Here is a 21,181-nt window from a genome sequence, read left to right as displayed (position 1 = left end):
TCTTCACTCATAACTCTATGCAACCACCCCAACTCGCCGACCAGCTTCTGAGCTTTTTCTGTTCTCCCCACCGGCTGGAGGAGATTCAAGGCGATTTGCACGAGGAGTTTGCCTTTCAGGTAAAACGCATGGGCGAACGGCGGGCCCGGTTGCGGTATTGGCGGGAAGTGCTGGGATTTGTGCTGTCGTCTGCGAGTAAAAAAAGGTCAAAAAAAGAGTCAACAACGCATCGAACGAACCCGATTATGTTCCGGAATCATGTCAAAATTGCCTGGCGAAATTTGACGAAAGACCGTCAGTTTACGGCGCTTAACCTGGTCGGTTTATCCACCGGTTTGGCGTGTACGTTGTTGATTTATCTGTGGGTGAAGGATGAATTACGCATGGATACATACAATGAAAAAGACGAGCAGCTTTTTCAGGTCATGGCCAATCATTTTCACGAAGATGACGTGAACACCATCAATCATACGCCCGGTTTGCTGGCGGATGCGCTGGCGGCCGAAATGCCCGAAGTCGAGCACGCTGTTACGGTGGTTCCGGCGTCCTGGTTTTCCAGCAAAGGGATCATTTCAGTGGGCGAAACCCGGCTAAAATCGGGTGGGCAGTTTGTTGGGAAGGATTACTTTAATGTCTTTACCTGCCCGTTTCTCCAGGGAGATCAAAACAGCCTTTTTTCGGATAACCATACCGTTGCGCTTTCCGAGGAGGTGGCTATAAAACTGTTTGGTACTACGAAAGATGTGCTTGGCAAGGCCGTCAAATGGGATCACGAGGAATTCAGCGGAACCTACCGGGTGGGTGGTATTTTCGCCAATAGCCCGGCCAATTCGACCGAACCGTTTGACCTTCTGTTCAGTTTTAACGTCTTTTTTGTCAGACGACCCGGTATGGAAAACTGGGGGAATAGTGATCCAAGTACGTTTCTGGTTTTGAGGGAAGGTACTGATTTAGATCGATTTAATGCAAAAATCAGGAATTATTTACAGACAAAAGATAAAACGAAGACGCAATTATTCGCAATCCGGTATTCCGATAAATACCTCCACGGACAATTTGAAAATGGCAAGCCAGTTGGCGGACGGATTACCTATGTAAAACTGTTTTCGGTCATCGCGGTCTTCATTCTGCTCATTGCCTGCATCAATTTTATGAATTTATCGACGGCGAAAGCGTCGGGGCGAATCAAAGAAGTAGGCATCAAAAAAGTGGTGGGAGCGCTGCGCAGTTCGCTGGTTTTTCAATACCTGGGCGAATCTCTTTTGATGGCTTTTCTGTCGCTCATTATAGCGGTTTTTCTCCTGATCCTGTTGCTTCCACAATTCAATTTGATTACCGGCAAACACATCAGTCTGGAGTTTGACGGCACGCTGCTGCTGGCGATTGTCGGCATCACGGCACTGACCGGTTTAATCGCCGGGAGTTACCCGGCTTTGTATCTTTCCGGTTTTAATCCGACGGCGGTTTTGAAAGGCAAACTCAAAACGTCGGTCGGCGAGTTGCTGGTCAGAAAAGGCCTGGTGGTTTTTCAATTCACGGTTTCCATCCTGTTTATCGTCTCGGTTCTGGTGGTGTATCGTCAGATTGAGTATATCCAGACCAAAAATCTGGGCTACAACCGGGAGAATATCATTCATTTCGAAATTCCGCTGGAAATGGATTCCGTCAAGCTGAAATCGGCAGAGGGTTTTCTGGCCGAAATCAAAACGATTCCGGGCGTGGTCAACGCGTCGAGTTATTACCACAACCTGACCGGCGACCACGGGGCCATTTCCGGTTTTCAGTGGCCGGGAAAACCGCCGGGTAAAGACATCGAGTTTTCCAACCTGGAAGTGGGCTATAACTTCATCGAAACCCTCGGCATGGAGCTGAAAGAAGGGCGCGGTTTTTCAAACAACCCGGGTTCGTACAACGAAATTATTTTCAACGAAGCGGCTATTAAAAGCATGGGATTAAAAGATCCGATTGGCAAAACCGTCAAGTTCTGGGATCGGGAGCGGCAGATTGTGGGCGTGGTCAGAAACTTCAACTTCGAATCGCTGTATGAAACCGTGAAACCGTGCTTTTTCCAGGTCTATCCAGTCATGCCCAACATCATGGTGAAGATGCAGGGCGGCACGGAACAACAGACGATTGCGCGCATTCAGAAGGTATTCGAAGCCCACCACCAGGGCCTCGTTTTTGACTACCAGTTTCTGGACGAAAACTACCAGGCGCTCTATGCCGCCGAGCGCCAGATCGGGGTTTTATCCCGGTATTTTGCCGGACTCACCATCCTCATTTCCTGTCTGGGCCTGTTCGGTTTAGCGGCTTTTACGGCCCAACGGCGGCAGAAGGAAATCGGCATTCGGAAAGTGGTGGGTGCCACAGTCGGCAATGTCGCCGTCATGCTGTCCATGGATTTCCTGAAGCTGTTGTTGATCGCGCTGGTGATCGCTTTTCCGGTCATCGGCTGGGTGCTGCAGCAGTGGCTGCACAACTTTGCCTACCATGTCGATCTGGAGCTGGGGGTATTCATCATCGCCGGATTGTCGATTACTGTAATTACTTTATTGACGGTCAGTTATCAGGCGATTAAAGCGGCATTAATGAATCCGGTGAAGAGCCTGAGAAACGAATGAAATAAGGAAATAATAAATAGTAAATTTCAAATGATGAATGTCAAAGGAGTTAGGCGGTACTTATCCTTTTATATTTAATATTCATCATTTAACATTTTAAATTAAAAAGGTTGACGTGATACCTGCTCCCCCAAAACTCGCCGACCAGCTTCTGAAATTCTTCTGTTCTACCCACCGGCTGGAGGAGGTACAAGGCGATTTGCACGAGGAGTTTGCCTTTCAGGTAAAACGCATTGGCGAACGGCGGGCCCGGTTGCGGTATTGGCGGGAGGTGCTGGGATTTGCAAAGCCCCGACCGGGCCGACGTTCGGCCGGATGGCCGTTTAAATCGGATGATTCTTCTTTAATTTCTATTCTAAACCCAACTATGCTAAGCAATTACCTTCTGATTTCCCTGCGCAATCTCTGGCGAAACCGCCTTTCGAGTGCCATCAGCACGGTCGGATTGGCCATCGGTCTGGCGAGTGGCCTGATGATTTTTCTGCTGGTCGACTGGCTGTTCAGCTTCGACCGGTATCACGCCAAGGCCGACCGGACCTACTGGGTCGTGACAGACATTCGGCACGATCAGGTGGTTCCGAGCGATGCCACGCCCCGGCCGCTGGGCGATGTGCTGCGCCGGGATTATCCGTTTGTGGAAACCGCCGTCCGGCTGGAACTGGCGTTCCGGAAAATCATCGGAATACCGGACGGAAAAGGCGGTTTGGCAAAGAAGTTTGAAGAATCGCGGAACATCGGGTTTGTCGAACCACAGTATTTTGAGGTATTCGGAACGGAATGGGTAAAAGGAAGTCCGGAAACCGCCCTGAACGCGCCCAATACGGTTGTTTTATCGGAACGCTACGCCCACAAATACTTCGACAATGCCGACCCCATCGGCCGTACACTGCGGTTTGATAACCAGACGAGCCTGACCGTTACGGGCGTTATCAAAAACCCGCCGTCCAATACCAAGCTGCCCCTGGAGATGCTGGTTTCCTACACGACTTTTCCCGTGTTAACGGGCGATTCACACGCCATGCAACGCTGGGATGCCCCCGCTGCCCTGTGCTTTGTAACGCTTCGGGAAGGAGCTTCCGTTGGTCAGTTGACCCGGGCCTTTCCGGCCATTCGCCGAAAATACCTGGCCGGGCCGGAAGCGAAACGGCTGGACTTTCGAGCCTTGCCCCTGAGCGACCTGAACCACAATCCCCAATACGGCGGTCATGCCCCGCGCCCTATTCTGTATGCGCTGATCATCCTGGGCCTCTTTCTGGTTGGGGCTGCCTGCATCAATTTTGTCAACGTCGCCACGGCCCGCGCCATCAAACGGTCGAAAGAAGTGGGCGTTCGGAAAGCGATCGGGAGCACGCGCGGGCAGTTGATCGGCCAGTTTCTGACCGAAACCACCCTGGTGGTGCTGGCGGCAGTCGGGCTGGCCTTACTGTTGACTCAACTCAACCTGCCCCTGTTGAATACGGCTTTGGCGAAATTGAATGCGGATCTCTCGGTGCTGAATGTGTTTCGGCCCGACGCGTTGTGGTGGTTTGGTGGGCTGATTCTGGCGGTCATTCTGCTGGCCGGTTTCTATCCGGCCCTGATTCTGTCGCGGTTCAATCCGGTCATGGCGTTGCGCGGACGGCTGACGACGCAACAGATCGGTGGCGTTTCGGTTCGGCGCGGTCTGGTGGTCGTTCAGTTTTTCATTACGCAACTTTTCGTGATTGGGGCCATTGTCATGACGAGGCAGGTGCAGCACATGCAGCAGGCCGATCTGGGTTTTAGGAAAGAATCGGTGCTGACGGTTCCGGTGCCGACGAACAACCCACTGAAACAACAGACCCTGCGCGAGCAACTGGCTCAGCTCCCCGGCGTTGAACAGGTGGCGCTGGCGGGCGATCCCCCCGCTTCGTATCGCCGGCCGCCGGTTCCGTTTACCTACGACAGTCATCCGGAACCGGAGAAATTCCCGGTTAATGTGAAAGTAGGCGACAAAGACTACATTCCGCTGTTCGGCCTGAAGCTGGTTGCCGGGCGGAATTTCCGCACCAACGATTCGACGAACAACGAAGTGCTGGTGAATCAGGCCATGATCAAACAACTGACGCTGCCAACCCCCGCGGCTATCCTGGGCAAACGGCTCACGGTTTTTGGGAGAACCCAAACCGTGGTGGGCGTAGTGAATGATTTTCAGATTGGCAAAGTCCACGGCAGTGTGCCGCCCATGGCCCTGCTCAATTCGCATACGGATTTCGCCATAGCCGCTTTAAAAGTAGTTCCGGACAACCGGACTGCTACGGTTCAGGCGGTTGAGAAAGTCTGGAATGGGCAGTTTCCCGAAAACATCTTCAAGCCGGTTTTCGTAGACGACCTGGTGAATGAGTTTTACGTGACCGAACGGATTTTGCTGGGACTGATTCAGGTGTTTTCGCTGGTGGCCATTCTGATTGGTGGTCTGGGCGTCTACGGTTTGGTGGCGTTCATGGCCGAATCGAAGACGAAGGAAATCGGCGTCCGGAAAGTGCTTGGAGCCACTCAGGTGCAGCTTTTGTGGCTGTTTGGCCGGGAGTTCGGCAAGTTGGTTTTGCTGGGCTTTCTGGTGGCTGCTCCGCTGGGCTGGTGGCTGATGACCCACTGGCTCCGGAGCTACGAATACCGGATTGAGCTGAGCTGGTGGATTTTTGCGCTGGCCGCGCTGCTGACTATGGGCATTACCCTGCTCACCGTGTCTTATGAGTCTGTCAAAGCCGCTTTCAGGAGTCCCGTGAAGTCGCTGCGTTCCGAATAAAGTGAGCACGCAATGATTACGGAGTGAGCCCGCTATCTGGCTCAATTTTTGCCGTAATCAGGTACTTACCTCTTTGTAGGCCAGACCCCTACAGGCTTCCAAATGGGGTACTCAGCGTGTATGATTTTTCAGGACGAAACCGTTCGGGCACAACAACTGGAGAGTTTTCAGGATGTCATCCCGGTTGCGGTGTTGTATTGCCAGCCTATTTTTCAGAACGACCAGGTAGCCGACTTTCGCTACATTTGGGGGAATCATGCTGCCCTGACGATGTCGGCCCTGACGCCCGGCGAGATTGGTCAGAGGACGATGCTCCAGGTTTTTCCCAGTTTTGTCGATACGGGCGTATTTAGCCGGTACGTTCAGGCCTGGGAAACCGGCATCACCCAGCGCTTTGAAAGGCCACATCCGATTGGCAGCCACATAAACTGGGTGGATGTCACGGTGAGCAAAAAATACGAAGGGATCATCATCACCTCCCTCGATATTACCGCGTCCAAACAAGCCCAACTGGCGCTGGAGCAACAAACCCAGTTGCTGAAAACGATTGTGGAACATTTACCGGCCGGCCTGACGTTGTTTCATCCGGTTCGGAACGAGGCTGGTAATGTTACGGACTTTCGCTATGTCTTAACTAATCCGGTCAACGCCCGGACGGTGGGTCTCTCCGTTGAGCAACTGATCAACCGCAGCGTCCTCGATATTTTCCCTTCGGCCCGCGAACAGGGTTCTTTGGGGCGACTCGTGGAGGTGTTACAAACCGGAATTCCCAAACACTACGAAACGCATTACCAGGCCGATGGGCTGGATTTGTGGGTGGAAGGCCATCTGACCCGGATCGGAGACGGGGTGTTGCTGACGTATCTGGACAATACACCCCTGCAAAAGCAGCAACAGGCACTGCGGGAGCAGGCCGATCTGCTGCACCAAAAGAATGAACAACTGCACCAAATCAATCAGGCATTAACCCGGACAAACCAGCGGCTTCAGGGGTTTCAGGCCATTGAACGGGCCTTGCTCAACCAGAGCTTGACCGAACAGGGCCCCGAAGCGGCCGCCCTTCTGCACATCCGGGAACTGGTTCCGTGCGAGCAACTGGTGGTTTTTCGGTTCAACCACGCGACGGGACTGGCGCAGGCGGAAAGCTGGCTGGTGGGCAATGAAAGGGCTACCCGAACGGCTTCCGGATTGCCCAGCCACCTGTTTCACGTCGAACCGTTGCTGAGTGGGCAATCCTGGCTGCTGGATCACCTGCAACCGGATTCTGTGGGCATTCCGCCGGAACTGAACCTGTATAAACGGGGGTTTCGGTCGCTGCTCGTTATTCCGCTGTTCAGCCAGCAGCAATACATCGGCGCTTTTGTGCTGCTGTCGCACACGCCCCGGTTTTTTACGGAAGAATACCGCCAGATTGCCGGCGAGGTGGCCAGTCAGCTAGCCATCGTTATTTACCAGCAGCATCTCAACGAACAGCTTCAGCAGCATACTGAACAGCTCGAACAACGGGTGGCGGAGCGAACCCGGGAAATTGGACAACTCCTGGCACTGCAAAACGCCATCCTCAAAAATGCCGGGCAGGCCATCATCTCAACCGATACGCAGGGCGTGGTTCTGACGGCGAATCCGGCCGTTGAACAGGTGTCGGGCTACCGGGCCGACGAACTCATTGGAAGACACCCAAGGACGCGTTTTGACGTTTCCGAAGCACCGGTTCCCATTCTGACCTACCAGGCCGAACTACCCAGTGCCCCGCCTACTTTTCTGATTCAGCCGATCCTGCAAGAACAGGGGTTTTTTCAGACCGAATGCCTGATTGAGGGCAAAGGCGGAAAGCGGTTTCCGGTTTTGTTAACCACCAGCACGCTGCAAAATGAAGAAGGCGAGATCACGGGGTATGTGGGCATGGCGACGGATATTTCGTTGCTCAAGGCGGCTGAAGAAAAACTGAAACAGAAAAACCGGGAGCTGAACACCTTCTTTGTGGGGGCGCTGGACATGCACTGCATTTCCGACAGCCAGGGCAATATATCGAAAATCAACCAGGCTTTTCAGGTTGCGCTGGGGTATACGGAAGCTGAGTTGATGGCCATTCCGTTTTTGCATTTGCTGCATCCCGATGAACAGAAGTTTGTTTTTCAAAATCTGCTGACAGGCATTCTGCACCGACCAGTTCGCAACCAGATTAACCGGTTTCGCAAAAAAGACGGCACCTACCGGATCATCGAGTGGAATGCCATTGGAATCGATAATCTGGTATACGGGTCGGCCCGTGATATTACCCAGCGAAAACTGGCCGAAGATGCCCTGCGGGAGAGCGAGCAGCGGTTTCGCGAGATTGCCGAAAACGTGGATGAGGTCTTCTGGATTCACGCGGTCGAGCCGTTCAAGTTGCTGTATATCAATCCGGCGTATGAGCGCGTGTTTGGGATTGTACGCCAGCAGGTGCCCGGGAACGAGCATTCTTTTCTGGACACGATTCTGGAAGAAGACCGGGCCGCAACGCTGGCCGAATTTGAAAAATACCGGCAGGGGCAGGAAGTGACGGTTCAATGCCGCGTGAAAGGGACGCACCAGGCGATTCGGTGGCTCCTGATCCGAACGTTCGTCATGAAAGACAGCCAGGGCGTGCCGGTTCGGTATATCGGGATTGCCAACGACATCACCAGCCAGAAAGAAAAGGAATTGGTGTTGCAGCAATCCCTGGCCCGCGAACAGGAACTCAGCAAGCTCAAGTCGCAGGTTGTTTCGACGGCGTCGCACGAATTCCGGACGCCCCTGGCCACGATCCAGACCAGTGTCGATTTGATTCGTCTCTATCTGGAACAACCGCCGGAAACCGCCAGGCCGGCCATTAAAAACTATTTGGGGGTGATTCAGCAGCAGGTTCAGAATTATACCGGCCTGCTCTCAGACATGCTCACCATCGGTAAGATTGAATCGGGCAAAGTGGCTTTCAATCCCCGCTGGGTCGATGTGCTGGCGTTGTGTCAGCAGATCATCGGCAGTCATTTTAGCCATCAGCCCGACGGGCGAACCGTCCGTGTTTCGTTGGTCGGGCCGTCGTCCCGCGCATACCTGGATGAAAAGCTGATGACCCACGTTTTGGTTAATTTACTTTCGAATGCCTTTAAATTTTCAAAAACCAATCCCGGTCTGGCGATCCGGTTTGAGAAACAGACGTTGGTCATTGAGGTCACCGATGAAGGCATCGGCATCCCGGCTACCGAGCTTTCGTCGCTCTTTCAAACCTTTTTCCGGGCTAGCAATACCGCCAGCATTCAGGGCACCGGACTCGGTCTGGTGATTGCCCGTCAGTTTGTAGAGCTTCACGGGGGGACGCTCACCGTCGAAAGCCAGGAAACACAGGGATCAACGTTTACGATCCGGTTGCCCATTGAACCCGACAGTCATTCTATCCCATCGGCGTAATCACGGCCTGTTCATTCCCACTAAAAATCCACCCTTTATGGCTACGCGAATCGTACTGATTGAAGACGAAACCCCGATTCGGGACAATGTAACCACCTTACTCAGTCTGAAGGGCTACGATGTGGAATCGGCTCCCAACGGGCGGGAGGGCATTAGTCTGGCGATGGTGTCGCAGCCTGACCTCATCCTGTGCGACATCATGATGCCGGAGATGGATGGATACCAGGTGCTGGAAGCGGTTCGGAGCAACCGTTCGCTGGCAACGGTACCTTTTATTTTTCTGACGGCCAAAACGGAGGAAGCCGATGTGCGCCGGGGCATGATCTCGGGGGCCGATGATTACCTCACCAAACCGTTCACGCTGGAAAGCCTGTTGCTGGCCATCGAAAGCCGTCTCCAGCGCGAAGCACTGCGGGAGTCCGATCTGCAAAGTCGGTTGGGAGAACTCCGCCGGACCATCACCCGGATGTCCAATCATGAATACAACACCCCCCTGAGCGGCATTCTCGGTTTCGTTACGTTGCTGATGGAGCATTACAACGAATTCGATCAGGAAGATAGCCTGTCGATGCTGGGCATGATCAAGACCTGTGGGTTGCGGCTGAAACGTTCGCTGGACAACCTGCGGCTCATGGAAGATCTTCAGGAAAATCCGGCTTCCACCGAGTTTGTCAATGGGGTTGCAAACCTGGATTCGGAGGTGATCCGGCAGCAAATCCAGACCGTGAATGAGCGGCACGATCAGATCATCCAGAATCAGATTGAGGTGACCGGAGCTCCGGTTCGTATTTCGGAAACCGGTCTGCGGATTGTGCTGGATGAGTTGATCGACAATGCACACAAGTTTTCCAATGGGTCAAGTCCCATTCGGATCACGGGTCACCGGGAGGGCGATTCCTACCGATTGACGATTGTAAACCGTGGACAACCGTTCAAACCGGAAGACATCGCCCGCATTGCGCCGTACGTCCAGTTCGACCGCAAGAGCTACGAACAGCAAGGCTCCGGTCTGGGTCTTGCCATCGTTAAAAAAGTGCTGGAAGTAACGGGAAATGCCCTCGAAATCGAAAGCCTGCCAACGGGAGAGACGTCGGTAATGGCTGTTTTTCAAGGAGTGAATAGTGAATAGTGAATATTGAATAGTGAATAATGAATAACGAAGGTTGGACGTCGGCGAAGCCTCTTCGTTATTCAATATTCGTTATTCACTATTCAGTGTTCCTTATTCATTATTCACTCTTCGCTATTCCCTTAATTTTCATTCACTTCGCAGACTTTTTACCGGATTCATCAGCGCGGCTTTGATGCTTACCAACGAAACTGTCAGCAGGGCAATGGCCAGGATGACCAGCCCGGCCAGCCCAAAAATCCACCAGTGAACGTCAATTTTGTACGCAAAACCCTGTAACCATTGATCGGTTGCATACCACGTAATCGGCGAGGCAATCAGAATACCGATGATCACAAGTTTCAGAAAGGAGCCGGAAAGTAGCGATACCAGACTGCCAACGGAAGCTCCCAGTACCTTCCGAATCCCGATTTCTTTGGTCCGTATTTTGGATTCGTGCGCAACCACGCCGAATAGGCCCAGGCAGGAAATCACAATCGCCAGACCGGAAAACGCGTTCAGGATCGTGCTCATGTGGTCTTCTTTCCTGTACAAAGCCGCCATCCGTTCGTCCAGAAAGCTGTAACTGAACAGCGTGTTGGGAGCCAGGTTCTCGACGGTATTTTTCAGGAAAGCGATCGTTTCCTGCGGATTTCCAGGCTTGATTTTTACCAGTAAATTCCCGGTCCATTGCGGTTTGTATTCCAGCACCAGGGGTTCGACCTGGTTGTGTAGCGACGCAAAATTGTAATCCCGGATCACGCCGACGATCTTGCCCTTCAGGTTCATCGACTTATTTTCCACGAAGGCACCAACGGGGTTTTTCAGGTCGAGGATCTGGGCGGTTTTCTCGTTGATGATGAACGAAGCAGAGTCGTTGAACTGGCGGGAAAAATTGCGGCCTTCTTTCAGTTTTATATTCAGGACGGTCAGGTAATCCGCATCGACCCGGGTTACTTTTACGGAAGGATATTCTTTTCCGGCGGGCGGATTTATGGGCGTCACCGACTCCACGCTCAAGTCATCGCCGATGAGGTTAGACGACTGCCCGACGGCCAGAATCGCCGAATTTCGGGCGATTTCGTTCTTAAAAAGATCGGGATTGAGCAGTAGTTTTTCTTTCAGTTTTCCGTACAGCTTCACCACGAGCACTTGCTCTTTGTCGAAACCGAGTTGCTGGTTTCGGAGCAGATTCATTTGCTGATAAATTAGAACCGTTGAAATAATCAGAAACGCCGACACCACAAACTGCACCACGATCAGGCTTTTCCGCAACGCATTGGCGGAGGATTTGGGCAGTTTATCCGCTTTTAGCGATGTAATGGGCTCAAACCGGGCGATGAACAGCGACGGAAATAAACCGGATAGCAATCCGACAAAAAGCACAATCAGGCCGATGATTATCAAATTTTCGGGCCGGGCGATTTCCCAGCCGGAGACCTGCTTTCCGGCGATGTCGTTGTAAAAAGGCAGGGCAATTTCGTACAGAAAAACCGCCATCAGACTGGCCAGTATCGTCAGAATAAACGCTTCGCCCAGAAACTGCCCGACCACCTGCATCTTGCGCGCCCCCAGCACTTTCCGCATGCCCACTTCCTTCGCCCGTTTCAGTGCCTGGGTCGTAAAGAGGTTGATAAAATTGACGCAGGCAATCACCAGGATCAGAATTTCGACTGCCAGGAAAACATAGATGTAGAGAATGTTGCTGTTGGGACCCATTTCCTGAATCAGATTCGACTTCAGGTGAATGTCGGTCAGCGGCTGAAAACGAACGGTTTTGGCGAATTCCATTATTCCATCCATTTCGTCTTTTGGCCATCCGCCATAATACTGCTTAAAAAAATCCAGTAGCCGTTTTTCGGCTTTGGCTACCCCGGCTTTGTCCCGAAACAAAACGTACGTCCAGCCAAACATCCAGCCTTTGTTATTCGTCGCGTTTTCTGGTACGTCTTTATAAAAAGTCGGCATCGAAACCAGGTAGTCAAATTTCAAATGGCTATTTTCGGGCAGCTCTTCGATGACGGCATTCACCCGCAATTCTTCTTTGTTGTCGAAAATCAGTTTCCGGCCAACCGGGTCTCGTTTCCCGAAAAACTTTTCGGCCATCTTGCGGGAAATGACGATGGAGGAACGCTCGGCCAGTGCCCGAACCGGATCGCCGGCAACCCGTTTAAGGCTGAAAACCGGGACCGCCGACGAATCGGCATAAAAACCGGTGCTTTCGCCCTGCTCGTTGAATTCCGAATTGACAACCTGCGTTCCCCGGCTGGCAAACCGGGTGATGTGTTCGATATCCGGAAAAAAGGGCTTCATTTCACCCGCCAATGGGGGAGAGGACTTCGACCATTCCGTGGAGACTACCCGGTAAATCCGGTCGTGATTCGGAAACCCCTTCTCGTAACTAAGTTCTTCCTTGATGTGCAGCGTCAGCAGCAATCCGCACGAAATGCCCAACGCCAGGCCAACCAGATTGAATGCACTGTAAACCTTCTGTTTGAAAAGGTTCCGTATGGCGATTTTGAAGTAATTCCGGATCATAGCAGGACTCAGGAAAAAAGGTTGGGAATAGTCGTTTGATGGTTTTCGTTTGGCCAGTGGCCGCAATAACTTCAAGATACTCAGAGTATACCGCCAGCGCGCTTTACGCTCGCCCACGGTTTTCACCCAATACGCATACAGTTCCAGCAAATCACCCTGCACCTCTTCCACCGTATTGGGATCGCCCAGCCAGCCGAGCAGGGTGGTGGCCCAGCGGGGTGGCGGTCCGACGTTTCGGTTTGGATGATCTGGCCGTTTGATGGGCTTCATGTTTTTGAATATCAAATGTTAAATGATGAATGTAAACTCATAAAGTGGCCACCCGCGCGGGGACGAATGATAAGGGATCCGGGCTGCATCCGCCCTTTATCATTTTACATTCATCATTTGATATTTATCATTCATTAGCTTTTCATTCCGAACGCAGTGACTTCACCGGATTCATCAAAGCCGCTTTGATGCTCTGGAAACTGACGGTCAGCAGGGCGATTCCCGCCATCAGCAGGCCCGTCAGTGCAAATACCCACCACCTGATCTCAATCTTGAACTCAAAATTCTGTAGCCATTGGTTCATGGCGTACCAGGCAATCGGTGACGCCAGAACGATGGCAATCAGAATCAGTTTCAGGAAGTCTCTGGAGAGCAGCGTAATAATGCTGGCTACGGATGCGCCCAGTACTTTACGAACGCCGATTTCTTTGGTGCGCTGCTCGGCAGTAAACGTGGCCAGACCGAACAAACCGAGACAGGCAATCAAAACCGCCAGAAACGTCGATGCATCAATGAGTTGTGCCGTCCGGGTTTCCGACTTGTAGGCCTGCGCCAGGGTTTCGTCCAGGAAACTATACTCAAACACCTGGTTCGGGAACGTGGCTGTCCAGACTTTTTCAATGTGTGCCAAAGCCGCCTGTACGGTTTCGGCGGTTGGCTTCTCGCTTTGCAGTTTGATACCCGCCTGATAAAAATTCTTTGGTACGACCATAATCAGTGTCGGGTCGATTTTCTGGTGCAGTGAGTTGACATTGAAGTTTTTGGTTACGCCAACAATCGTGGCGAACTCCTGACCGTCTCCAAAATAGACTTTCTGTCCAATGGCCTCGGCGGGTCGGCTAATGCCCGATCGGTTCAGGAAAATCTCATTGACGATGACTTTGAGCGACGCGGAAGAGGTATCGGTATCCCTGAGTTTTTCCCCGGCCAGCAATGGGATGCCGTAGGTATCCAGGTAACGGGAATCGCCCATTTTCGTCTGGGTCCTGATGTCGATGGCTTTGGTACCTTTTCGGTATTGCATGCTCTGCATCCAGTTGCTTTCTGCGGATGCGCTGTTGAACGAGAAACTGACGTCCTTGATCTGCGAAGACCCGACCAGTTGATGGCGAAGGGCTTGTAGTTTTTCGGGTTTGTTTTCGGGTAATCCGACGGTAATAATGGCCGCTTTATTAAAACCCAGATCCGCGTTTCGGAAGAGAGTAAGCTGCTGGTTGATCAATAGCGCACTGCTGATGAGAATCAGCGAAACCGTAAACTGAACGACAACCAAACCCTGCCGCAACGAAAACCACTGCTTTCTCTGCGTCAGCGTATTGTTTTTCAACGCCCAGATCGGTGCCATGCCCGACAGCCGGAACGCCGGATAAACGCCCGCCAGCAACGTAGTCAGGCCCGCCAGGATGAAAGCAAACAAACCGGTTTGCCACGAGAACAAATCCGAGGTGGCAAGGGGAACCGCCAGCATACCAGCGACGGTCGAGAGGGTAATTTGTGCGAGCAGGATGGCTAGCAAAACCGCCAGAAACGTAATCAGCCCGGCTTCCGTCAGAAACTGATAGACCAGCGACCAGCGGTTACTGCCCACCGCTTTGCGAATGCCAACCTCTTTCGCCCGTTTGAATGCCTGGGCGGTGCTGAGGTTAATGAAGTTGAAGCAGGCAATCAGCAGCACCAGCACGCTAACGAATGACAGGGTCTTGAGTAAACTGAGGTTGGCCGTCCGACCGCTCAGGTTGCTGCTGTAATGGAGTTGGGATAAGGGGGTCAGCAAAAAGTTTTTGGTGGACAGCGCTTCTTTATCCATGTATTTGAGTATGATCGACCGAAACCGTTTGTTCAGTTGCGCGGGGTCAATGTCTTTTTTTAGCAACACAAACACCTGGAAATTGTCGCCCCATCCGTTCCAGTTATTCAAATCGAAATCTGGACTGGTGTTTTTGAGGGTGGAAAACGAAACCAGCATATCGAACGGAAAACTGGATGTGGACGGCTGATCTTCCAGCACACCGGCCACCATCAAATCCTGTTTGTTGTCGAGTTGAAGGGTTTTGTTGAGGACGTCCGTGGTACCAAAATACTTTTCGGCATACGACCGGCTTAAGACAACGGTGTTGGGTTGCGAGAGAGCCGTCCGGGCATTGCCCGCAAGCCACTGATAGTTCAGTAAATGAAATAGCCTGTTGTCGGCAAATAGGAACGATTCCTTAAACCGTTTGTCGGTCGAGGGAACGGCAAAGGTGCTTCCCCTGACCTTGAACAGCGGAACGACGAGTTCTGCTTCGGGGACATCCGTTTGTAAAGCGTTCGCCATGCCGGTATAGGTACCCGGATAGGTGTGTTTCTCTTTGGTATTTTCGGTTTCAACGCGGTAAATCCGGCTTCCGTTGGTGTGGTTCCGGTCGTAGCTGGTTTCGTGCCTGATCACCAGAAAAATCACGACCGTACACGCCAGGCCCGCAGCCAGCCCGGCGATGTTGATAAATGAATACCCTTTGCTTTTGGCGAGGTTTCGGAGGGCGATTTTCAAATAATTCCGGATCATGTCAGGACGCAGTAAAAAAGGTGAAGGGTACTCAGCAGATGGTTTTCGTTTGGCCCGTGGCCGCAACAACTTTAAAACACTCAGGTTATACCGCCAGCGCGCTTTCCGCATCCCCACGGTTTTCACCCAATACGCATACAGTTCCAGCAAATCGCCCTGGACCTCCTCGACGGTGTTGGGATCGCCCAGCCAGCCGAGAAGGGTGGTGGCCCAGCGGGGTGGCGGTCCGACGTTTCGGTTTGGATGATCTGGCCGTTTGATAGGCTCCATGTTTTTTCAATATCAAATGTTAAATGATGAATGTAAAATGATAAAGTATTCCGGCTGCATTCGCCCTTTATCATTTTACATTCATCATTTGATATTTATCATTCATTAACTTTTCATTCCGAACGCAAACTCTTCACCGGATTCATCAACGCGGCTTTGATACTTTGGAAGCTGACGGTTAATAAGGCAATGCCAATCGCCACCAAACCCGCCAGGGCAAATACCCACCATTCCAGATCGATTTTGTAGGCAAAATCCTGTAGCCAGCGGTTCATGCCGTACCAGGCAATGGGCGACGCAATCAGGATGGCGATGCCCACCAGTTTCAGGAAGTCTTTCGACAGCAGGGCCACGATGCTGGCGACCGACGCGCCCAGCACTTTCCGGACGCCAATTTCTTTGGTGCGCTGCTCCGCCGTGAACGTTGCGAGCCCGAACAGACCCAGGCAGGCAATGAAGATGGCCATGCCCGAAAAGCCCAGAAAGAGTCCTCCTTTCTGCTCATCGGAGCGGTATTGTTCGGCGAATGTCTGATCCAGAAACGTGTATTCGAACGGCTGATTGGGATTGACCTCCTCATAAACCGTCTTCACATACGCCAGCGCAGCCGGGATGTTCCGGGGCATCACCCGAACCAGCAGGTTATCGCCCCGATCCGGGTGTAAAACCAGCACCAGCGGTTCGATTTTGTTGTGCAGTGAATGCAGGTGGAAATCCCGGATAACACCCGCGATCGGTATTTTTCTCGAACCCAGCTCAACGAGTCCGGCCGTACGGTTTTTCCAACCCAGGCGCTTGAGCATCGCTTCATTGACCAGAACCGCTCCGGTCGAATCGCTGGCCAGATCCGGTGAAAAATTACGACCCTCTTTTAGCTTGATCTGCAAGACACTGAGAAAGTCGTGGTCAATCGAAAAGTGTTCCGTGCTTACACTCTGTTCGGTGCCTCCCACATAAAAAGTGAAAGCACTCTTGTTGTTCATTTCGCTCCCCACCGTGCCGTTGGTCAGGCTGGCTCCTTTGATCATGGGGTTTTGCAGTAATTTACTTTTGAGCACAATGCCCGACTTTTGAGCGGAAGGCACTTTGAGCGGAATGGTGAGTACCTGCTCCTGATTGAGCCCCAGTTGGGTGTGCCGCATAAACTGCAACTGGCGATAAACGATGATCGTCCCCACCATCATGACCATCGAAATCGTAAACTGAACCACCACCAGCGACTGCCGCAGCAACGCGCCTTTTCCGCCGGCCGTAAAGCTCCCTTTCAAGACCACGGCTGGTTTGAAGCGGGAGAGAATGAAAGCCGGGTAAAGGCCGCTGACCAGACCGATGACCAGCGCAAAACCGATGAGTTGAAAACCGGTTTGTCCATTCCACAGAGCGAGCGTCAACGACTTGTCCGTCAGTTGATTGAAAAGTGGCAAAAGCATATACAACAGGAGCAGACTGAAGAATAAAGCCAGAAACGACGACAGAATGGATTCGGCCAGAAACTGCCCCAGAAGCTGCAAGCGAAGTGACCCGATGGCTTTCCGAATGCCAATTTCTTTTGCCCGACCGGCCGACCGGGCGGTTGCCAGGTTGATGTAGTTGACAACCGCAATCAGCAGGATGAATAACCCAATGGCCGAAAACGTGTAGACGTACGCCATGTTACCGCCATTCTCTTCACCCATCAAATGCGTTGACCGAAGGTGGATATCCGTTACCGGTTGAAAAGTGATATCGAATTTGACTTTGTTTCCGCCATCGTCTTTAAGAGCCTGGGCGATGTGTTTTTTATAAAAAGCGGGCATTTTGGCTTCCAACTTCCGTTGCTCATCCGCCCGGTTTAGCAGGACATACACCATCGAGTTGAAGCTATCCCACTTGCCCGGATTGATACCGCTGATGGCTTCATTCGCATACGGCAGAATGGCCTCAAATTTCAAGTGGTGGTTGGTGGGTACGTCCCTGATCACTCCAGCAACCATAACCGGTAGATGATCTTTTACCTGGATAACGGTGCCCAGTAAGCCATCCGTCCTGCCGAAGAGATTGACCGCCAGTTTTTGCGTCAGAACCACGCTATTGCGGTTGAGGAAGGCAGTTTGGGGGGTGCCCTGAATAAATTCATAATCGAAAAAGGTAAATAGCGTCGAGTCGGCGTAAATAACATTCTTCGCATACAGGACTTTTTCGCCCGCCCGAAACAGGGTTTCGTTGCTCTTTTTTACGCGCAGTATGTTGTTAACTTCCGGGTATTCCTGTTGCAAAGCGGGTCCCATCGGGGCCGATGTGATGCCCAGTTTGTATTCATTATCGGACCATTTGATGTATTGATTGACCCGAAAAATCCGCTCCGCGTGCTTGTGATAATGGTCGTAGTTCAATTCGTCGTGAACATACAGACCCAGCAGAATAGCGCATGTCATACCGGCAGCTAGTCCCAATAATGTCAGGGCGCTGTACACTTTGCTCTTAACCAGATTTCGAAAAGCGATTTTCAGGTAATTCCGTAGCATAGCAGGACTCAGGGAAAATGGGGTTGAATACCGTTCTTTTCGTTTGGCTAATGGCCGCAACAACTTCAAAACACTCAGGCCATACCGCCAGCGGGCTTTTCGTTCTCCCACAGTTTCAACCCAGTACGTGAAGAGTTCCAGCAAGTCGCCCTGGACTTCTTCGACGGTGTTGGGATCACCCAGCCAGTCGAGGAGGGTGGTAGCCCAGCGGGGTGGCGGTCCAATGTTTCGGTTTGGATGATCTGGCGTTTTGGCTGGCTCCATGTTTTTTAATATCGAATACTGAACGTCGAATATCGAAGGTTGGACGTCGGCGAAGCCTCTTCGTTATTTGGTGTTCATTATTCGATATTCGTTATTTATTTTTCACTCACTTCGCAGACTTTTCACCGGATTCATCAAAGCGGCTTTGATGCTCTGGAAACTGACGGTTAGCAACGTAATCACCAGCGCGCCGACACCCGATGCGGCAAAAATCCACCAGGAAAGCTCGGTGCGGTAGTCGTACTGCTGCAACCAGCTACGGAGGAAATACGCAGCGACGGGCGTGGCAATCCCGAAGGCAAGCAAGACCAATACCATGAAGTCTTTCGACAACAAACGCCACAGGTTGAGCACCGATGCGCCCATCACTTTCCGCACGCCAATCTCCTTGGTGCGCTGCTCAGCCACGAACGACGCCAGCCCAAACAAACCCAGGCAGGAAATAAAGATGGCCAAAACCGCAAAGAAGGTCGCCAGCTTGCCAATCCGTTCTTCGGCCCGGAACTTGGCGTCATATTCTTCATCAGCAAATTTGTACTCAAACGGGGCTGCCGGAATCAGCTTTTTAAATACCGCTTCAATTTGGGATAGCGCGTTGCCGGCATCAGCTCCGGGCCTGATTTTGATGTTGATCCAGTTGGGCGAGCCAAACAGGAAGAAAACCGTGGGTTTGATCGGCTTGAAGGGCGACTCCATCACCATGTCTTTCACCACCCCCAAAATCCGGAATTGTTTTTCCACATTGTTGGTCATCCATTGGCTCTTCCAGCGGACGAATTCGCCCACGGGTTGCCGAAAACCCAGCAGTTTGGCGGCTGTTTCGTTAATGATAAACCCGGCGGAATCGGACGCCAGTTCTTTCGAGAAATTCCGGCCCCCACTAAATTGCCAGCCGACGGTTTCGGCGTATTCGGGCGAAACCGTTAGCGTAGCAAATCGCTCGTTCAAACCGGGCGGCATGCCTTTCCAGCTAAATCCCTCATTCGACGACCAGACACCCGTAATCGGGCTTTGCGACTCGGCCACTTCGCTCACCACGCCGGTGTTTTTCAGTTCATTTCGCAGCAACGCAGTTTTTCCGTAAAAATCGTCCGACTGCATCGGCACCAGCAACAACCCGTCGCGGGCGTAACCGACCGGACGGCTTTTCGCAAACTGAATCTGCCGGTAAACGACCAGGGTGCTGATGATCAGCGCAATGGAAACCGTGAACTGCGTCACTACCAGAATCTGGCGGGGTATGGAAGCCGACCGACCCCGCTGCAACCGCGCCGATCCACCCCCCTTCAGGACCTGAATGGGCTGAAACGAAGTCAAATACAAGGCCGGATAGCTGCCCGCCAGGAAACCCGTTATCCCAATGAAACCAAGGCAGAACAACCCAAAATAGCCATTCGCCCAGGGAATCGTCATCTGCTTGGCGGCCAGGTTATTGAACCACGGCAACGAAACCGTCGCCAGCAGCAGGGCAATCAGAAAGGACAGGAAAACCACCAGCAGGGATTCGCTGAAAAACTGACCCATCAACTGGGAACGACGCGAACCGACGGTTTTCCGGATGCCCACTTCCTTGGCGCGTTTTTCGGAGCGGGCCGTCGAGAGGTTCATGAAATTGATGCAGGCCAACAGCAGCACGAAAAAACCGATCAGGCCCACCATCCAGACGTATTGAACCGGCCCTTTCCCAACCACACCGTTTTTGAAATCCGAATACAAATGCCAGTCGCGCATCGGATGCAGCCACATTTGCGGCCGGGTTGCGGCTTCTTCCTTCATACTCTCAAGGTGCCGAATGGCGTTCAGTTCAGAGTCTTTGATGGTCGCCGTGGCCTTGTCAAAGTCAGTATTCGGCTGAATTTCCACGTAAATTAAAAGGGCGTGGTTATCCCATTTTTTGTCTCTCATATACCGGTTATTGGCCACAAAATATTCCCAGGACGCCAGAAACTGCGCATCATGGAACTGGGTATTTTGGGGTAAATCTTCATATACTCCGGTCACTTTTACCAGCCAATCTGTATTGATTTTCACCGGTTTATTGATTGGATCAGCGTTGCCGAACAGGGCTTTCGCCGTTGAAGCCGACAGTAGAATGGATTGGGGGTCCTGCAAACCCGCCCGGGTGCCTTCTACCATCTTCAACGTCAGCATTTCCGGGGCTTCGGCGCCAATGAATTGCCCTCGTTTCGAGAGCTTCGTTTCACCTGCCGTTAAAATGTGATCGTCCAGATGCGTTGCGGTTACGATGTGTTTAAAGGGACTGCTGTAGTTACTTTTCAGTTCCTGAATAAACGGATACGGCAGGGATTGCGACGTGTGCAGTTCGCCATTTACCACCTGATTCTGCATTACCAGGGCAATGCGGTCGTAATGCTGGTGATACCGGTTAAACGATAATTCATCGTAAATCCAGAGACCCGTCAACAGGGCCACCGCCATCCCTACCGCCAATCCTCCCATGTTGATACCCGAATACCCTTTGTGTTTGAGCAGATTGCGGAGGGCAATTTTGAAATAGTTTCGTACCATAGCAGGATGTAGGAAAAATGGATTCGACTCGGCTTTTTTTCGGTTGGCCAGCGGCCGCAACAATTTCAACGCACTCAGGACATACCGCCAATCGGCTTTCCGTTCACCAACGGTTTTCACCCAATACGCATACAGTTCCAGCAAATCCCCCTGGACCTCTTCGACGGTGTTGGGATCACCCAGCCAGTCGAGCAGGGAGGTGGCCCAGCGGGGCGGTTTTGGGGTTGGTGGTTTCATAAGGTTTTAATATCGAATAATGAACACTGAATAGAGAATAACGAAGTGAGTGCTCCGGATTCTGGTGTTTGATTTCGATATTCAGTGTTCAATATTCAA

At 52.1% G+C, this 21,181-nt stretch carries 8 protein-coding genes; 4 read left to right on the top strand and 4 right to left on the bottom strand.

The window, feature by feature from the left end; translation table 11 throughout:
- Nucleotides 1-17: 17 nt before the first annotated feature.
- The 4 genes from F0P93_RS21190 (at nucleotide 18) to F0P93_RS21175 (ending at nucleotide 9,946) form a co-directional block, all read left to right on the top strand.
- Nucleotides 18-2,621: an ABC transporter permease gene (locus F0P93_RS21190; protein WP_150879646.1), complete on the top strand. Its 2,604-nt coding sequence runs from the start codon at nucleotides 18-20 to the stop codon at nucleotides 2,619-2,621.
- Between the two features lie 115 nt (nucleotides 2,622-2,736).
- Nucleotides 2,737-5,388 (top strand): ABC transporter permease, encoded by a 2,652-nt coding sequence (locus tag F0P93_RS21185; protein WP_225309579.1) that lies wholly within the window; start codon nucleotides 2,737-2,739, stop codon nucleotides 5,386-5,388.
- A gap of 120 nt (nucleotides 5,389-5,508) precedes the next feature.
- Nucleotides 5,509-8,817: a PAS domain S-box protein gene (locus F0P93_RS21180; protein ID WP_225309578.1), complete on the top strand. Its 3,309-nt coding sequence runs from the start codon at nucleotides 5,509-5,511 to the stop codon at nucleotides 8,815-8,817.
- A gap of 37 nt (nucleotides 8,818-8,854) precedes the next feature.
- Nucleotides 8,855-9,946 carry a hybrid sensor histidine kinase/response regulator gene (locus F0P93_RS21175; protein WP_150879644.1) on the top strand — a complete coding sequence of 364 codons (1,092 nt, stop codon included), beginning with the start codon at nucleotides 8,855-8,857 and terminating at the stop codon, nucleotides 9,944-9,946.
- 129 nt (nucleotides 9,947-10,075) lie between these two features.
- On the opposite strand, the gene F0P93_RS21170 is transcribed toward F0P93_RS21175, so the two are convergent.
- The 4 genes from F0P93_RS21170 to F0P93_RS21155 form a co-directional block, all read right to left on the bottom strand.
- Entirely contained in the window at nucleotides 10,076-12,733 is a 2,658-nt protein-coding gene (locus F0P93_RS21170) for a permease prefix domain 2-containing transporter (protein WP_150879642.1), read from the bottom strand.
- Nucleotides 12,734-12,875: 142 nt separating this feature from the next.
- Nucleotides 12,876-15,548, bottom strand: coding sequence for an ABC transporter permease (locus F0P93_RS21165; protein ID WP_150879640.1), 2,673 nt, complete (start codon nucleotides 15,546-15,548; stop codon nucleotides 12,876-12,878).
- A 113-nt stretch (nucleotides 15,549-15,661) separates the two neighbouring features.
- Nucleotides 15,662-18,316, bottom strand: coding sequence for a permease prefix domain 2-containing transporter (locus F0P93_RS21160; RefSeq protein WP_150879638.1), 2,655 nt, complete (start codon nucleotides 18,314-18,316; stop codon nucleotides 15,662-15,664).
- 102 nt (nucleotides 18,317-18,418) lie between these two features.
- Nucleotides 18,419-21,082 (bottom strand): ABC transporter permease, encoded by a 2,664-nt coding sequence (locus F0P93_RS21155; RefSeq protein WP_150879637.1) that lies wholly within the window; start codon nucleotides 21,080-21,082, stop codon nucleotides 18,419-18,421.
- Nucleotides 21,083-21,181: the final 99 nt, after the last annotated feature.

Source organism: Larkinella humicola, from assembly GCF_008727875.1.
GTDB lineage: Bacteria > Bacteroidota > Bacteroidia > Cytophagales > Spirosomataceae > Larkinella > Larkinella humicola.
This window is presented reverse-complemented; position numbering and strand designations above follow the sequence as displayed.